We start from the raw sequence: 15,664 nt of genomic DNA, 5'->3' as shown, positions 1-15,664 counted from the left end.
GGAAAGGGCGTTGCGCGCGCCCGCCGCTGCCGGCAAAGGTCGACGGCATCGTCGTGCTCGGCGGCGGCTTTGAGGGCGCCATCAATCTGGCGCGCGGTGGCTATGAGTTGAACAGCAGCGGCGATCGGATGGTCGAGACCGCAGTTCTGGCCCGGCGCTTTCCCACCGCCAAGGTGGTCGTCTCCGGCGGCACCGGCGCGTTGTTTCTCGATGGCGAGGGCGATGCCGCAACCGCGCCGCGCCTGCTCACCGCGCTTGGCGTGGCCGCCGATCGTCTGATCCTGGAGAACAAATCCCGCAACACCTATGAGAACGCGGTCTTCACCAAGGAGTTGGTCACGCCGAAGCCCGGCGAGACCTGGCTGCTCGTGACCTCAGCCTTCCATATGCCGCGCGCCAAGGCGCTGTTCGACAAGGCTGGCTTCGCCACCGTTCCCTGGCCGGTCGACTATCGCACCTCGGGCAAAGAAGGCATCGGGCTGTTCCGCGATAATCCGGCCGACTCACTGCAGGCCACCACCATGGCCATCCGCGAATGGATCGGGCTTTTTGCCTATTGGCTGTCTGGCCGGATCAATCAGCCTTTTCCAGGCGGCTGACCGATCACCGCCTGCCTGGCGGCCGAGAAGAACTGGCGCCGCACCAGAACGGCCAGCAGCAACAGCGTCGACAACACGAACACCATGGGGTCGACGAACCAGCCGAGATAACCGATCGAGAAGAACACCCCGCGCAGGCCGGAGTTGAAGTGCTTTCCGGCCAGCATGTTCATTTGCGCCGCACGCCACACCGCCGTTTCGGTGACCGGATTGCGTGAGGCTTCGCCATGCGGGATCGGCACGGCGCCGATCAGGATCGTGCAATAGTTGAACAGCCGGTACGCCCAGCCGAATTTGAAGAACGAAAACGCCAGGATCAGCACCAGTCCGAACACCTTTATCTGAAAAGCCGCGCGCGACGGCGCGCCACCCAAGGGCAGGTCGCTGAGCACTTCAAGAACCCGGTCGGACGCGCCGAGCAAGGCAAAGCAGCCGCCGATCGCGATCAGCGAGCTGGAGGCGAAGAAGGCGGTGCCTTGCTGCAGCCCGCTCATAATGGCGGTGTCGACGATGCGGATCTCGCGCTCGGCCATGGTCCGCATCCAGGCTTGCCGCTGTGCATTCATCGCCGTCGTCAGCGACATGCGGCTGACCAGCTTGCCGTCGGAGGCGAACGTGTGCAGCAGCCACGCGACGAGGAAGAAGGCCAAGGCCGCGAGATCGGCTGTCGAAAGATCGAGGGAATCGCCCATGGCCTGAATTTATCACATTCGGCGCGATCGCTTCGATGTCCGAATACAGCCATCGTACCAATGTCGCTGCCGGAGCAAACAAGGTCGGCGGGTGCAGCGCCGCGATTTCCAAAAGAGCGGAAACATCGTGGGAATTCCTATATGTAGTCCTTGACCTGACTCCAGGAGACAACGCCGCGTGTTCCTTTCGGTTTTCGACCTGTTCAAGATCGGCATAGGACCCTCGAGCTCTCATACGATGGGGCCGATGACCGCCGCTGCGCGGTTTCTCGACGAGGTCGCGGGAAATGACTGGCCGCGCCCGGCGGGCGTCAAGGTTGACCGGCTTGGCGCAAGCCTGCACGGGTCACTCGCCTACACCGGTATTGGCCACGGCAGTGATCGCGCCGTCATGCTCGGCCTTGCCGGTCTGACGCCGCAGACGGTCGATCCCGACCAGGCCGATGGCATTGCCGGCCGCATCGCCGCCGAAAAGCGCATTTCGCCGCCCGGCCATCCGTCCTATCGCTTCGATCCGGCCATCGATCTGGTGCTGGATCGCAAGACGCCGCTCACCGGTCACGCCAACGGCATGGCGTTCTATGCCTATGATTCCGGCGGCCGCCTGCTGCTCAAGCGTATCTATTATTCGATCGGCGGCGGCTTCGTGGTTTCCGAAGAAGAGCTGCAACGGATGAAAGCCAAGGGTTCGGTGACAACCGAAGGCAAGAAAGTGCCTTATCCATTCAAGAATGCGGTCGAGATGCTGGCCATGGCCGGCAAAAGCGGCCTTTCCATCGCCGACATGAAACGCGTCAACGAGGAGACGCAGATGACGCGCGAGGAGCTCGACGCCGGCCTCGACGGAATCTGGAGCGCCATGAAGGGCTGCATCGAGCGTGGCCTGTCGCAGGACGGCATCATGCCGGGTGGGCTGAAGGTGCGCCGCCGTGCCCGCATGCTGCACGATAAGCTGCAGGAGCAGTGGCAGCAGAACAAGCCCAATCCTTTGCTCGCCAATGACTGGCTGTCGATCTACGCCATGGCCGTGAACGAGGAAAATGCCGCCGGCGGCCGCGTCGTCACCGCGCCGACCAATGGCGCTGCCGGCACGCTGCCGGCGGTGCTGCGCTACTGGCTGCATTTCCATCCCGAGGCGGACCAGCCGAGCATTCGCGATTTCCTGCTGACGGCTGCCGCCGTTGGCGGCATCATCAAGACCAACGCGTCGATCTCGGGCGCCGAGGTCGGCTGCCAGGGTGAGGTCGGGTCGGCATCGGCGATGGCGGCGGCCGGCCTGTGCGCCGTCATGGGCGGCACGCCCGAGCAGGTCGAGAATGCCGCCGAGATCGCGCTCGAACATCATCTCGGCATGACCTGCGATCCGGTCGGCGGGCTGGTGCAGGTGCCGTGCATCGAACGCAATGCGCTGGGCGCGGTCAAGGCGGTGACGGCAGCGTCACTGGCCATCAAGGGCGACGGCACCCATTTCGTACCGCTCGATGCGGCAATCGAGACCATGCGCCAGACCGGCCTCGACATGAACGAGAAGTACAAGGAAACCAGCCTTGGCGGGCTTGCAGTCAACGTCGTGGAGTGCTGAAGGCTGGCCTAAACCGCCACTGTGGAGAAGTCGATCCGGTCGTTGACGCGTTCGCGTGCGGGACTAACCTTAAGCGATGTCTCTCAATCTCATAAAACTCTGTGTCGGCTGCGACAGCGTCGAGGATCTCGAAGAGTGGATCGCCTTCCGCCTCGACGAGCGGCGGCGCTCCGGTGAGCCGGTCGAGCAGTATCACACCACCCGCATGATGCCGACGCGCGGCGCCGAGGTTACCGATGGTGGTTCGCTCTATTGGGTGATCAAAGGCAATGTGCAGTGCCGCCAGTTGATCACCGAGATCCGGCCGTTCACCGACGGTGAAGGCATCAGCCGCTGCCACCTGATTCTCGACCCCGAGGTTGTTCGAACCGACTGGCAGCCGCGCCGGGCTTTTCAGGGCTGGCGCTACCTGAAGCCGGCGGACGCGCCGCTCGATCTGGGCAAGGGCAAGGCCGGATTGATCGAGATGCCGCCGAAACTAAGGCGCGAGCTGGCCGATCTCGGCCTGCTCTGAGGCCAGGTGCATCACCGCCTGGCCCTTTGCACCGCCCGATGTGGGGCTTGCAAGCGATGTGGCAACGCCACATCTTGTTTTTCATGAGCGATAAGAAGCAGCCCGTGCCCGCGAGGGCCAATCCTGCGCCGATCAAGCCTCAATCCAACGCCGGCGAGATCGACGCCTTCATCCGTCAGGCGAGGACACTTGCCACGTCGGCGACCGGTTCGGGCAGGCTGATCCTTGCTCTCGACGCAACAATGAGCCGCCAGCCGACCTGGGATCTGGCTTGTGAGCTGCAGGGCCAGATGTTCGACGCCGTCGGCAAGGCCGGAACCCTCAGCGTGCAACTGGTTTATTTTCGCGGTCTCGGCGAGTGCCGTTCGTCGGCTTTCGTGAGCGACACCAATGCCTTGAAGCAGCTGATGACGCGGATCGAATGCCGTAGCGGCCACACCCAGATCGGCAAGGTCCTGACGCATGCGCTGAAACAGACGGCGGCCGCCAAGGTCAATGCGCTGGTCTACATCGGCGACGCGATGGAAGAGAATATCGACGATCTGGCCGAAAAGGCCGGCAGCCTCGGCCTTCATGGCGTTCCTGTCTTCGTGTTTCAGGAAGGCCATGATTCCGGCGCGGAAAAGGCGTTCAAAGAGATTGCGCGGCTTTCCAAGGGGGCTTGGTTCCGATTTGATCGGCGGGCTGCCGCGACCCTGGCAGGGCTGCTTTCGGCCGTCGCCGTGTATGCGACCGGCGGGTTGAAGGCGCTCGAAGCCAGGGGCAGGCCGGAAGACCGGCTGATGATCGAGCATCTGCGGGGCGGCGGAAAATAATGGGCGCAATCATCGCTTTTGTAGCGTTGCTTCTGCTGCTTCTCGGCGCGGTGACGATCTTTCTGCGTGCCGAGCCGGCGAAACTGGCGAGCACGCTGCGAACGCTCGGCCCGGCTCTTCTGGCACTTGTCGGCGTCGCCGTGCTTGTGGTCGGCCGTGAAGGCATCGGCGGCATGATCCTCACCGCGGCAATTGCCTGGTATGGTTCCATGCGCATGAAACGCGAGCCGGCCGGGCTTGCACCGGGCAAACGCTCCACGGTGCGCACGGCCGCATTGGAAATGGAGCTCGATCACGATACCGGCGGCCTCGAAGGACTGGTCCTGGCTGGCCGCCACGAAGGCAAGATGCTTGGCGCGATGGGGCTGGCGGAATTGCAACACCTCTACCGCGAACTCTCCAGCGACCCGGAGAGCCGACAGCTGCTAGAGACGTATCTTGACGGCAGATTTCCCGTCTGGCGCAAAAACGCTGAGACGAACGGTGGCGAAGGGCTGGGTGTTCCGCCAGGTCCGGGCGCCATGACTAAGGAGGAGGCCTACAAGGTCCTTGGTCTTGAAGCGGGGGCCGCCGCGGCGGATGTCCGCAAGGCGCACCGCCGCCTGATGCAGCGCCTGCACCCCGATGTCGGCGGCACGTCTTTCCTCGCGGCGCGGATTAACGAAGCCAAGGACGTCTTGCTCTCCAATCACAACTAGTCTCCTTCGACGCAGAATTTTTCCGGGAGATGGCTTGCGCGCCGTCCTACTGCTGGACGGCGTAGCACTCGATGTTCTTCTTCTTCAAAGCGGTACAGGCCTTCCAGGCGGCGGTCTTCGAACCGAAGCCACCGAAGCGGGCGCGGTAGTAGGTGACGCCATCCTTGTCGAAGGCGACAGTGAAACCGGAAGCGTCCGCCAGCACCTTGGGCGCCTGCTTGGTGGTCTTGTCGAGAAAGGCCTGGGCCTCGGACTGCTTGGGCGACGAGGCGACCTGAATGGCCCAGCCCGACGGCACCGACGCGGTGTTGACCGGGTCGACAGCCGCCGGCGTCGGCTCGGCATAGGCCGCTACCACCTGGGCCGTCGCGACCTGGGGGGCTGAAACGATGACGGTCTTGACCTTTCTGGTCTTGACGACGGGAGCTGCTTCCTCGGCCTGCGCGGTGTCGTCTTCGGCGACCGTGGCGTCCTCGGCAACGATGGCATCGTCCTGCGCTATGACAGGCTTGTCGTCCGGTGTCGGAGCGTCATGCTTGGGCAGAAGAACCTTGGCGAGGGCGGTGATCGGGTTGTTGCCACCGGCCTTGGCGACCAGATCGCCACCGCCGCGAGTCGATGCCCTCGGCAGATAGGTGTTGATCAGGTTGGCCATCTGATTGTCACGGCTGCCGCCCGAGGTGCCGCCCATGACCACGCCGACGATGCGGCGATTGCCATCGGAAACCGATGAGACGAGGTTGAAGCCGGAGGCGCGGGTGTAGCCCGTCTTGATGCCGTCCACACCCTTGATGCGTCCGAGCAGGCGGTTGTGGCCGTTGATGCGCTTGCGCCCGTAGAGAAAGGAGCGCTGCGAGAAATAGCCGTAATACTGCGGAAAATGCTCGCGCAGCGCGATGCCGAGCGTCGCCATGTCGCGCGCGGTGGTGAACTGGCCGGGGTCGGGCAGGCCATTGGCGTTTCGGAACACGGTGCCGTTCATGCCCAGCGCACGCGCCTTGGCCGTCATCATGCGGGCAAAAGTGGTTTCATTGCCACCGAGCATTTCGCCGAGCGCGGTGGCCGAGTCGTTCGCCGATTTGGTGACGACCGACAGGATCGCGGTCTCGACCGTGACGGAACCACCCGGCTTCACGCCAAGTTTCGTCGGCGCCTCGGCGGAAGCCTTGGCGGAAAATACCACTGGCGTGTTCCTGCTGATCTTGCCCTTCGCCATAGCTTCGAAGGTCAGGTACAGCGTCATCATCTTGGTCAGCGAAGCCGGGTAGCGCCTGCCGTTGGCATCTGCGGAGTAAAGCACCTTGCCGGTCTTGGCATCCACGACGATGGCCGCCTGCCTAGCCGCCAGCGACGAGGCAACGTCGCCAAAAACGAATGTCATCGCCAAGGCGATGATCATCATCGTTTTGAGAGGGGAGGTGGATTTGGAAACGATGCCCAACAACGCCTTACGCACTGGTACTTCCCTTGGATTTCTTCGTTGCGTTGGAGGCGGCAAAGGGTCCTGCCTCGCTTCCGGTCAAGCTACCGGCGCAGCGTTACCAATCCGTTTATGGTAACCGCCGCGTTCACCATTTTCTTCGGGTTTGAGGTTCTCTTTATTCGATTTTTAGCCATTGGCTGCGCAGGCGGGCCCGCAAGCCCGCGAAATCTTGACTTTTGTGCGGCGCACAATATATTATCTTGCATTGCACAAGGGCGCCCCGAAGAAGGACGCTTCAACCGTCAAGGGAATCGTGAAATGACCCAGACCTATGAGGACTTCAGCAAATACGGCAAAGAGTTCGCCGACACCGGATTGAAGAGCTTCGCGTCGCTGTCCAAGGGCGCGCAGGCGATTGCCACCGAGGCTGGTGAATACACCAAGAAGAGTTTTGAAACCGGCAGCGCCACTGTGGAGAAGCTGTTTTCAGCCAAGTCGCTGGAAAAGGCGATCGAGATCCAGTCGGACTACGCCAAGCAGTCTTATGAGGCGTTCGTCGCCGAGGCCACCAAGATCGGCGATCTCTATGCCGAACTCGCCAAGGAAGCTTACAAGCCATTCGAATCGATCGTTGCCAAGGCAAAGTAATTTTGCCCGGGCGAACTGATTTCGCCTGATGTGACCCCCGATTCAGCCTTTGAACCCGAGAAAAAGCCCGGCCACGGAAACGCGGCCGGGCTTTTTCGTGTCAATTTCCGTTCCAGAGCCTCGCGCCCCTTCACGATTGCGAAAATCGTCCAAGTTGGTGACCTAGCCATATTGTCAGCTAACCAGAAGGGCTTAAAATCGTACATCGAACACCTACATGTCGAACTCGCATGGGGAATCGAAAGAGGCAGGAATACGTGACTTCAGGTTTGACTGCCACGAGACGAGTGGTGCGAATGCAAGACGGCGACGGTAACGGCAATGGGGCCGGCCGTGGGACGGCCGTCATCACGCGCACCAAAACCAAGACCAAGAAGCCCAGCCTTTATCGGGTCCTCATCCTCAACGACGACTACACTCCGATGGAGTTCGTGGTTCACGTGCTGGAGCGTTTTTTCCAGAAGGATCGCGAAGCCGCCACACGCATCATGCTTCATGTTCACAATCATGGAGTGGGCGAGTGCGGGGTCTATACATTCGAGGTGGCCGAGACCAAAGTGTCCCAGGTCATGGATTTCGCCCGACAGAATCAGCATCCGCTGCAATGCGTGATGGAGAAGAAGTGAGGTAACATGCCGGCTTTCTCCCAAGGCCTGGAAAAGGCGCTTCACCAGGCGCTGACGCTCGCCAATGAGCGGCACCATGAATATGCGACCCTAGAACATTTGCTGCTCGCGCTCATCGACGACACCGAGGCGGCCGCCGTCATGCGCGCCTGCAATGTCGATCTCGATGAGCTCAAGCACACGGTTCTCACCTATATCGACACCGAACTGGACAACCTCGTCACCGGTTACGACGAGGACTCCAAGCCGACGGCCGGTTTCCAGCGCGTCATCCAGCGCGCGGTGATCCATGTGCAGTCGTCTGGCCGCGAGGAGGTTTCGGGCGCCAATGTGCTCGTCGCCATCTTCGCCGAGCGCGAGAGCCATGCCGCCTATTTCCTGCAGGAACAGCAGATGACCCGCTACGATGCGGTCAACTACATCTCGCACGGCATTGCCAAGCGTCCGGGCGCGTCGGAGACACGCTCGCCGCGCGGCGCCGACGACGAGCAGGGCGGCCAGAACGGCGCCGAGCCGCAAGAGGAAGGCGGCAAGAAGAAGCAGCAGCAGGACGCGCTGACGGCTTATTGCGTCAATCTCAACAACAAGGCCAAGGCCGGCAAGATCGATCCGCTGATCGGCCGCGAATCCGAGATCAACCGCACCATCCAGGTGCTGTGCCGCCGCTCCAAGAACAACCCGCTCTATGTCGGCGACCCCGGCGTCGGCAAGACAGCGATCGCCGAGGGTCTGGCCAAGCGCATCGTCGAGGGCGACGTTCCCGAAGTGCTGCACAACGCCACCATCTTCGCGCTCGACATGGGCACGCTGCTCGCCGGCACGCGCTATCGCGGCGATTTCGAGGAACGGCTGAAGCAGGTCGTCAAGGAGCTCGAGGACTATCCTGGCGCCGTGCTGTTCATCGACGAGATCCACACGGTCATCGGGGCAGGGGCTACTTCAGGCGGCGCCATGGATGCGTCCAACCTGTTGAAGCCGGCGCTGTCGTCGGGTGCGATCCGCTGCATCGGCTCGACCACCTACAAGGAATTCCGCCAGTTCTTCGAGAAGGACCGTGCCCTGGTGCGGCGCTTCCAGAAGATCGACGTCAACGAGCCGACCATCGAGGACGCCATCGAGATCATGAAGGGCCTCAAGCCCTATTATGAGGAGTTCCACAAGGTGAAGTTCACCAACGAGGCGATCAAGGCCTCGGTGGAGCTGTCGGCACGCTACATCAACGACCGCAAGCTGCCGGATAAAGCGATCGACGTAATCGACGAGACCGGCGCCTCGCAGATGCTGGTGCCGGAAGCCAAGCGCAAGAAGACCATCGGCATCAAGGAGATCGAGGCGACGATCGCCACCATGGCCCGCATCCCGCCGAAGACGGTTTCGGCCGATGACGAGAAGGTGCTGCAGGGCCTCGATATCGAGCTGAAGCGCGTCGTCTATGGCCAGGACACTGCGATCACCGCGCTGACCTCGGCGATCAAGCTGGCACGTGCCGGCCTGCGCGAACCGGAGAAGCCGATCGGCTCCTACCTGTTCTCCGGCCCGACCGGCGTCGGCAAGACCGAAGTGGCCAAGCAGTTGGCCGCCTCGCTCGGCGTCGAGCTGATTCGCTTCGACATGTCGGAATATATGGAACGCCACACCGTCTCGCGGCTGATCGGCGCGCCTCCGGGCTATGTCGGCTTCGACCAGGGCGGTCTTCTGACGGACGGCGTCGACCAGCATCCGCATTGCGTGCTGTTGCTCGACGAGGTCGAGAAGGCGCATCCGGACCTGTTCAACATCCTGTTGCAGGTGATGGACCACGGCAAGCTGACCGACCATAACGGCAAGCAGATCGACTTCCGCAATGTGATCCTGATCATGACCACCAATGCGGGCGCGTCGGATGCGCAGCGCGCGGCGATCGGCTTCGGCTCGACCAAGCGCGAAGGCGACGATGTCGAGGCGATCAACCGGTTGTTCACGCCGGAGTTCCGCAACCGGCTCGATGCGATCATCCCGTTCGGCTCGCTGCCGGTGCCGGTCATCCATCAGGTGGTGCAGAAGTTCGTCATGCAGCTCGAGGCCCAGCTTTCCGAGCGTGGCGTCACCTTCGACCTGTCGGCGGATGCGATCGCCTGGCTCGCCGACAAGGGCTATGATGAGCGCATGGGAGCGCGGCCGCTCGGCCGTGTGATCCAGGAGCACATCAAGAAGCCGTTGGCCGACGAGGTGCTGTTCGGCAAGCTCAAGAAGGGCGGCACGGTGCGCGTCACCGTCGAGAAGAAGGAAACCGGCGAGACCGGCCTGAAGCTCGAATCGCTCGCCGACGAGGCGCCGGTGAAGCCGAAGAAGGAAGAGCCGGAAGAAACGCCGAAGCCCAGAAAGGCCGTGGCGAAGAAGCCGGCGGCCAAGAAGCTGGTGGCGCAGAAGCCCGAAGCCAAGGGCAAGGACGGCGGCAAGCGCAGTCTCGTCCCGCAACTGCCCAGAAAGAACTGACTTTGAGGAAAGTCGAAAAGCCCCGGAAACGGGGCTTTTTTCGTTTGCAAGGAGGAGGGGCATGAGCGGCCAGATCATCATCCTGAACGGTGCGCCGCGATCGGGAAAAACAAGCATCGCCAGAGCTGTTCAGGAGCGCTTCAATGGCGTCTGGATCAATCTCGGCGTCGACGTTACGAGCAGGCTACGCCGGCACGCTATCGGCCCGGGATAGGATTGCGGCCCGGCGGCGAGCGTCCGGACCTTGAGGCCCTCGTGCCCGGATTATACGCCGCGCTCTACGAATCGATCGCCGTCCACAGCCGGCTGGGGCTGAATGTCGTGGCGGATATCGGCGATCACGATGCTTATTCGAGACCACTTCACATTGTGGCCGGTTGCGCGCGGCGGCTTGTAGGTCTGCCGGTGCTGTTTGTCGGTGTTCGCTGCCCGCTGGAAATCATCATGGAAAGGCGTGCCGCCAGCGCGGCGGACAAGAGATATGTGACCGGCTCATCAGACGATCCGGTGCCGTTGCCCGTGCGCCTGTGGCAGGAGGAGGTCCACCGCCCAGGCGTCTACGATCTGGAAGTCGATACTTCGCTCATGAGCCCGAAGCAGTGCGCGGATACGATCCGGCGACGGCTGGAGCAAGGCATCGCTCGGCCCAGCGCGATTGAGCAACTGGCTCAAACCGCAACCGATTAAGACGGTTTCGCAAGCGGACATGCGCGTCAGCTTTGCAGCGCTGACCGTATCTTTTCGGCGTTCCCGACCAAAATCTCCGGCTTCTCCATCCCGCCCGTGTGCGGCTTCAGGGGAATGCCGTCGAAGCGCGGGATGACATGCACATGCAAATGATAGACGGTCTGCCCCGAGGCCGGCTCATTGAACTGCATGACGGTGACGCCATCGGCGCCGAAGGCCTTTTTCACCGCCAGTGCCACTTTCTGAACGACGCTCAAGAGATGGCTGAAAATTGACGGGTCGGCGTCGAGCAGGTTGCGCGATGGCGCCTTCGGCACCACCAGCGTGTGGCCCGGCCCCTGCGGCATCACATCCATGAAGGCGATGACCGCGTCATCCTCGTAGACACGGTGCGAGGGAATTTCGCCGCGCAGGATCTTGGCGAAGATGTTGTCGGTATCGTAGGCGGCCTCGGTCATGGCGAACGCTCCGGATTGTGCCTTTCGTGTAGCGAAACGGTGGAAAATCGGCAAGACGATCGGACGAAGTCGGCCCTGCTCGTCAAGGCAGCCCTGTTGCTACTCCTCCAGATCCTTGCGGAACGGGGTGTGCTCTTCCAGATATTCGCTCATCCGCTCCACCTCCTGCCGTTCGCGCCCGAGGTAGTCGGCGACGGCATTGCGCAGGCCTGGGTGTGCAATGTAGTGCGCGGAATGCATGGTCACCGGCCGGTAGCCGCGCGCCAGCTTGTGTTCGCCCTGCGCGCCCGCCTCGACCACCTTCAGCTTGCGCTCGATGGCGAAGTCGATCGCCTGATGGTAGCAGACCTCGAAATGCAGGAAGGGATGGTCCTCGATGCAGCCCCAGTTGCGGCCATAAAGTGCGTCGGAGCCGATGAAATTGATGGCGCCGGCGATATAGCGCCCATTGCGCCTGGCCATCACCAGCAGGATGTCGTCGGCCATGCGTTCGCCGATCAGCGAGAAGAATTGACGGTTGAGATAGGGCCGGCCCCATTTGCGGCTGCCGGTGTCCATGTAGAAGGCGAAGAAATCGTCCCAGGCCTTCTCCGTGAGGTCCTTGCCGGTCAGCCGATCGATCGAAATGCCGTCGCCAAGCGCTTCGCGCCTTTCCTTCTTCATCGCCTTTCGCTTGCGCGAGGCAAGGGTGGCGAGGAAGTCGTCATAGGTTGAAAAGCCTTCGTTGAAGAAATGGAATTGCTGATCGGTGCGGTGCAGGAAACCGGCCGCTTCCAGCACCTCCACATCGCTCTCTTGCGCGAAGGTGACATGCGCGGAAGAGACACCGAGCTTTTGCGTCACCGCCTTCAGGCCCGCCGCGAGACCGGCCTTCACTTTGGCGCTGTCCTCGCCTTTGCTGACCAGCAGGCGAGGGCCGGTGACCGGCGAGAACGGCACGGCACTTTGCAGTTTGGGATAGTAACGGCCGCCGGCGCGCTCGAAGGCATCCGACCAGCCATGATCGAACACATATTCGCCCTGGCTGTGCGATTTGAGATAACAGGGCACCGCACCCAGCAATCTGCCTTGCCCGTCCTCCAGCCTGAGGTGATGGCCCTGCCAGCCGGTGCGCCGCACGGCGCATCCAGAATCTTCGAGTGCGCTTAGAAAAGCGAAGGAAACCAAAGGATTGTAACTGGTTTCTGAATTTCCGCGCGCAGTTCCGGCAAAGCCGTTCCATTCATCACAGGTGAAGGCGCCGATGCCGGCGGCGACGCGGATCGAATAGTCCGCATTGGCCGTTTGTCCGTCACCCTCGTCGCCCTGATCCATGAGGCTTATTTAAGCTCCGTCCGGCCTGGTACAAGTCACGTTTCAGACATTCAGGCGACTTTGACCAGATCGGGCTCGAACCCCTCGAACGTCATCTGGTCGGCATATCTGAAGGTCAGGTCGACCGCCGGCTGGTCGTGCACCGTCCAGGTGATAACAGGCATTTTCAGCTTTTCGCGCACGAAGCTGACGAATGGGTTCGGCAGGTCGCCGGCCGCGTAGGAGGTGAAGGCGATGTCGTGCGCCAGCATGGCGAAATGCGCCTCGATCAGCCCGACGTCCTTGCCGTAGGCGGTGAGACCCCCGGGGATACCCGGCGCGTCCTTCGGAAAATCGCGGACCAGCCAGTGGTCGAACGACATGATCGCCGCCTTGCCCTTGTAGCGCTTGAGCATCTTGCCGACGCTTGCCACCAGGCCTTCGTCATAGCCGGGCGTGCCTTTCAACTCGACCACCAATGGCACGCGGCCGTTCACCAGGTGGAGCATTTCCTGCAGCGTCGGCACATGGTCCGCCGTGCCACCGACCCTGAGCGCCGCGAGTTCTGCTGCGGTGCGCTGCCAGACGAAACCATCCTGGCCGGTCAGGCGCTTGAGATCTCCGTCATGGATGATGACAGGAACGCGGTCGGACGACAGGTGGACGTCGCATTCGATGGCATAGCCGCGTTCGGCGGCCGCAGCGAAGGCTGACAGCGTGTTTTCCCAGCGCGTCTTGTTCATGTCGTGGAAGCCGCGATGGGCGACGGGCCGGGCGGTCAGCCAGGATAGGTCGGTCATATCTGTCCCCTGGCTCATTCGATTTCGAAGACGGCTTCGATTTCCACTGCGGCATTAAGCGGCAGGCAGGCGGTGCCGACGGCGGAGCGCGCATGCTTGCCACGCTCGCCAAGGGCCGCCACCAGGAAATCGGAGGCGCCGTTGGCAACCAGATGCTGCTCGACGAACTCAGGTGTCGAGGCGACGAAAACGGTGATCTTCACCAGACGGCCAATCTTCTCGATGTCGCCGAGTGCTGCCTTGGCCTGCGCCAGGATGTTGATCGCGCAGTATTTTGCCGCATCCTTGCCACCTGCGGTATCGAGATCGCGACCTAACAGCCCGCTCGCCTGCAGCTTGCCGTCCTTGAGCGGCAATTGCCCGGCGGTGAACAGCAGATTGCCGGTCCGGCAATAGGGCACGTAGTTGGCGGCGGGCGCGGCGGCGACGGGAAGCGTCACACCCAGATCGCTTAGCCGCTTTTCGATTGTTTCACTCATGGTATTTCCCTATTGCTTGGTGACGCCGCGCCGGCCGGGCCGAAATTGCTATTTTTGCCTCGCTTCCGCCACGACTTTTTTTAAGCTGGACCATCTTTCCCTGCGGCCTGCCATCAGTCGCGACGATCGGAGTACCTCATGCGCGCAACGCGCCTCGCATTCCATGCCGTCCTATTGTCGGGGGTCTTCTCGATAGGCCCTGCCTTCGCAGCGCCGGCGTTGCAAGCCCACCGCGCCGTCTACGATCTTACCTTGAAAAAAGCGTCCGATCAGTCCGGCATCACAGGCATATCCGGCCGCATGGTCTATGAGTTCAATGGCTCGGCCTGCGAAGGCTATACGGTGAAATTCCGCTTCGTCACCCAGATCGTCACCGCCGACAACACCAGGCTGACCGACCAGCAGACGACCACTTTCGAGGACGCCGAAGGCAAGACATTTTCGTTCGTGACAAAATCCTACGTCGACCAGAATCTCGACAAAGAGGTCAAGGGCATCGCCACCAAAGAGACCAAGGGCCTGAAGGTCGACATCGACAAGCCTGAAAAGAACAGCGTCGAGCTGGCGACAACCCAATTTCCGACCCAGCATCTGGTCGAGCTGATCGGCAAGGCCGAAAAGGGCGAGAATTTTTACGAAACCAACCTGTTCGACGGTTCCGAAGACGCCAACAAGGTGATGACCACCACCGTCGTGGTCGGCAAGAAAACCGATGCCGACAAGGCCGACCCGGAAGCTTCGGCACTGGCAAAGCTCGCCACCGACAAATACTGGCCGGTCGATATCGCCTATTTCGACGACACCAACAAGACGGGCGAAGAGGTGCCGGAATACCGTATCAGCTTCAAGCTGCATGAGAACGGCATCACCCGCGATCTCGTCATGGACTATGGCGACTTCTCGATGACCGGCAAGCTGGTCAACCTGTCGCTGTTCGACCAGACGAAACCCTGTCCCGCCAAATAGTGCCGGTCTAGGCAGTTGATTTGCCACGACGCAGCGTGGTCGTAACGATCGACTTGAACGTGCCGCAATCGTCTCTCAACCTCTCCCCGGCGTCCAGGCGCGAGGGGGATCAGCTTGAGCAGGATCGATACATTCGTGGCGCCGCGGCCCAACCCGGCACTGATCAGGGCCATGACATCCGTCAACCGGATCGTCATGCTGCGCGGCATTCCCGGATTTCGGGATATCTTGCCGTTCAATCGCCTGGCCGGTCTGCGCGGCGTCTCAGATGTCCGCCATATCGACTTTCCCCACGCCGACCTTGAGCGGCTGAAGGCCAGTTGCGGGGCAGGGAAGGCGACCTTCATCACGCCCAATCATCCCGAGTTCTTCACCGACTGGATGATCGACAAGGAAATCGTGTCGCAGGTCAGCCCGCTCACGGCCTCATGGGCAACCAATGGTGTCGTCAACGGCCTTGGCCGGCTGATGCAGAAGTTCTGGCTGGCCAACAATTTGATCGCTCAGATTCCCGGCAATAGCGGGGCAGCCAAGGAACACTCGATCGCCTGGGCCTTGAAAGGCCATGGCGTGCTGCTGCATCCCGAAGGCGGCGTCGGCTGGCATGCCAATGTCGTTGCGCCTTTGCTGCCGGGTGCCGTCGAGATGGGGCTGGAGGCCCTCAAGCGCGGCCGGGCCACGGATCCCGATTTCAAGGTCTGGATCGCGCCAGTCGTCTGGAAGCTCGCCTTCACCGGGAATGTCGAAGCGACGCTGGCGAAGGAATGCGCCTATGTTGAGAAAAGGCTGAAAATAGAACGCCTTGCGACCGACACGCTGCCGCAGCGCATCCACCATGTCTATTCGGCGCTGCTGGCCCGCGATGAAGTAGCATCGGGCATGTCATCCGACGAAGGCGCAACCTATGCC

15 protein-coding genes and 2 pseudogenes are annotated in these 15,664 nt (G+C 61.9%); 11 read left to right on the top strand and 6 right to left on the bottom strand.

What is annotated here, in order from left to right; all coding sequences use genetic code 11:
• Window positions 1-599: YdcF family protein (locus tag EOD15_RS13225; protein WP_148129540.1), on the top strand; the 599-nt coding region annotated here is incomplete at its 5' end.
• Here the strand turns inward: EOD15_RS13225 and EOD15_RS13220 are convergent.
• A complete protein-coding gene (locus EOD15_RS13220; protein ID WP_027161543.1) occupies window positions 578-1,291 on the bottom strand; it encodes a DUF599 domain-containing protein in 714 nt (237 codons plus the stop codon). The genes EOD15_RS13225 and EOD15_RS13220 overlap by 22 nt on opposite strands.
• A 178-nt stretch (window positions 1,292-1,469) precedes the next feature.
• Here EOD15_RS13220 and EOD15_RS13215 point away from each other — a divergent pair, with 178 nt between their 5' ends.
• The 4 genes from EOD15_RS13215 to EOD15_RS13200 all read left to right on the top strand — a co-directional run bounded on the left by EOD15_RS13215 (window position 1,470) and on the right by EOD15_RS13200 (window position 4,900).
• A complete protein-coding gene (locus EOD15_RS13215) occupies window positions 1,470-2,873 on the top strand; it encodes an L-serine ammonia-lyase (RefSeq protein ID WP_127408552.1) in 1,404 nt (467 codons plus the stop codon).
• A 76-nt stretch (window positions 2,874-2,949) separates the two neighbouring features.
• Window positions 2,950-3,387: a DUF1489 family protein gene (locus EOD15_RS13210; protein WP_127321621.1), complete on the top strand. Its 438-nt coding sequence runs from the start codon at window positions 2,950-2,952 to the stop codon at window positions 3,385-3,387.
• Between the two features lie 83 nt (window positions 3,388-3,470).
• Window positions 3,471-4,202: a VWA domain-containing protein gene (locus EOD15_RS13205; RefSeq protein ID WP_164761857.1), complete on the top strand. Its 732-nt coding sequence runs from the start codon at window positions 3,471-3,473 to the stop codon at window positions 4,200-4,202.
• Window positions 4,202-4,900: a DnaJ domain-containing protein gene (locus EOD15_RS13200; RefSeq protein WP_127321619.1), complete on the top strand. Its 699-nt coding sequence runs from the start codon at window positions 4,202-4,204 to the stop codon at window positions 4,898-4,900. Before EOD15_RS13205 ends, EOD15_RS13200 begins: the two co-directional genes overlap by 1 nt.
• A gap of 46 nt (window positions 4,901-4,946) precedes the next feature.
• Here EOD15_RS13200 and EOD15_RS13195 read toward each other — a convergent pair whose 3' ends face one another.
• On the bottom strand, window positions 4,947-6,356 hold the full coding sequence (locus EOD15_RS13195; RefSeq protein ID WP_127321618.1) for a D-alanyl-D-alanine carboxypeptidase: 1,410 nt from the start codon (window positions 6,354-6,356) through the stop codon (window positions 4,947-4,949).
• A gap of 285 nt (window positions 6,357-6,641) precedes the next feature.
• Here EOD15_RS13195 and EOD15_RS13190 point away from each other — a divergent pair, with 285 nt between their 5' ends.
• The 4 genes and pseudogenes from EOD15_RS13190 (at window position 6,642) to EOD15_RS13175 (ending at window position 10,759) form a co-directional block, all read left to right on the top strand.
• Window positions 6,642-6,971, top strand: a complete 330-nt coding sequence (locus tag EOD15_RS13190; RefSeq protein WP_013531776.1) for a phasin family protein — start codon at window positions 6,642-6,644, stop codon at window positions 6,969-6,971.
• 296 nt (window positions 6,972-7,267) lie between these two features.
• Window positions 7,268-7,597, top strand: coding sequence for an ATP-dependent Clp protease adapter ClpS (gene clpS / locus EOD15_RS13185; RefSeq protein WP_023812950.1), 330 nt, complete (start codon window positions 7,268-7,270; stop codon window positions 7,595-7,597).
• Window positions 7,598-7,603: 6 nt separating this feature from the next.
• A complete protein-coding gene (gene clpA, locus EOD15_RS13180) occupies window positions 7,604-10,072 on the top strand; it encodes an ATP-dependent Clp protease ATP-binding subunit ClpA (RefSeq protein ID WP_127258970.1) in 2,469 nt (822 codons plus the stop codon).
• A gap of 61 nt (window positions 10,073-10,133) precedes the next feature.
• Window positions 10,134-10,759 (top strand): annotated as a pseudogene (locus EOD15_RS13175) (chloramphenicol phosphotransferase).
• 26 nt (window positions 10,760-10,785) lie between these two features.
• Here EOD15_RS13175 and EOD15_RS13170 read toward each other — a convergent pair.
• The 4 genes from EOD15_RS13170 to EOD15_RS13155 all read right to left on the bottom strand — a co-directional run bounded on the left by EOD15_RS13170 (window position 10,786) and on the right by EOD15_RS13155 (window position 13,789).
• On the bottom strand, window positions 10,786-11,217 hold the full coding sequence (locus EOD15_RS13170; RefSeq protein WP_127322677.1) for an HIT family protein: 432 nt from the start codon (window positions 11,215-11,217) through the stop codon (window positions 10,786-10,788).
• Between the two features lie 99 nt (window positions 11,218-11,316).
• Window positions 11,317-12,531, bottom strand: coding sequence for a GNAT family N-acetyltransferase (locus EOD15_RS13165; RefSeq protein WP_127322676.1), 1,215 nt, complete (start codon window positions 12,529-12,531; stop codon window positions 11,317-11,319).
• Between the two features lie 50 nt (window positions 12,532-12,581).
• On the bottom strand, window positions 12,582-13,310 hold the full coding sequence (locus tag EOD15_RS13160) for a glycerophosphodiester phosphodiesterase (RefSeq protein ID WP_127408551.1): 729 nt from the start codon (window positions 13,308-13,310) through the stop codon (window positions 12,582-12,584).
• Window positions 13,311-13,324: 14 nt separating this feature from the next.
• Entirely contained in the window at window positions 13,325-13,789 is a 465-nt protein-coding gene (locus EOD15_RS13155; RefSeq protein WP_127323039.1) for a RidA family protein, read from the bottom strand.
• 138 nt (window positions 13,790-13,927) lie between these two features.
• On the opposite strand from EOD15_RS13155, the gene EOD15_RS13150 reads away from it, so the two are divergent.
• Together EOD15_RS13150 and EOD15_RS13145 are read left to right on the top strand one after the other, a co-directional pair.
• Window positions 13,928-14,755: a cell envelope integrity EipB family protein gene (locus EOD15_RS13150; protein WP_127323040.1), complete on the top strand. Its 828-nt coding sequence runs from the start codon at window positions 13,928-13,930 to the stop codon at window positions 14,753-14,755.
• A gap of 114 nt (window positions 14,756-14,869) precedes the next feature.
• Window positions 14,870-15,664 (top strand): annotated as a pseudogene (locus tag EOD15_RS13145) (hypothetical protein); the annotation flags it as partial.

It is taken from the genome of Mesorhizobium sp. M7A.T.Ca.US.000.02.2.1, assembly GCF_003996995.1.
In the GTDB taxonomy this organism is placed as follows: domain Bacteria; phylum Pseudomonadota; class Alphaproteobacteria; order Rhizobiales; family Rhizobiaceae; genus Mesorhizobium.
The sequence above is the reverse complement of the archived record's forward strand: the minus strand, read 5'-3'. Positions and strand labels throughout refer to the sequence as shown.